1 protein-coding gene is annotated in these 520 nt (G+C 40.4%); it reads right to left on the bottom strand.

Annotated features, from left to right (window positions below; translation table 11 throughout):
• Window positions 1–5: 5 nt before the first annotated feature.
• Window positions 6–520 (bottom strand): hypothetical protein (locus tag CBG25_RS13505; protein ID WP_290607258.1); only part of this gene is annotated, 515 nt, incomplete at its 5' end.

Raw genomic sequence — 520 nt, 5'->3', positions numbered from 1 at the left:
CACCCTTATTTCACTATTAAGCAACACGCTTTTTGTTTGCTAATGCGTGTTATCTGATATTGCTGCCGTTCATTTTCTGTGTTGCGCTCAAGTATCATGCCGATGTTATAGGTATTACGCTGATTGTGGTTGGCTGCATCTAAAAATATCGATTTTTTGGTGGTCACCCTCATCTTATTTTCAGACAGCAATCCTTTTTCGATTAAAACATCACGAGTTTTGTTTGTTATCGCTTCTTTTGTTGGGTTATTACCTGCCTGAATGATGACATCCTTATTTAAGGCATAAAAGTTAGTAAAATGATTAGTGGAGGATTGTATTCTGCTCGTTTTGTCCTGGTCAGGGATAAAATAGAGATGTTTATCGGCATTGGATTCAAAAGCGTCAATCGGTTCGGCTCCGAGTGCGCGGGCTATTTCACTGGTCAGTCCTTTGTTTTTACGGCTGGCGCTATCTAATGCAATAATCGTGTTGCCATCGGTATATAAACGACCCAGTAATGACGCGACTTTGTTAAGGG

Source organism: Arsenophonus sp. ENCA, assembly GCF_002287155.1.
Classification (GTDB): domain Bacteria; phylum Pseudomonadota; class Gammaproteobacteria; order Enterobacterales; family Enterobacteriaceae; genus Arsenophonus; species Arsenophonus nilaparvatae.
The sequence above is the reverse complement of the archived record's forward strand: the minus strand, read 5'-3'. Positions and strand labels throughout refer to the sequence as shown.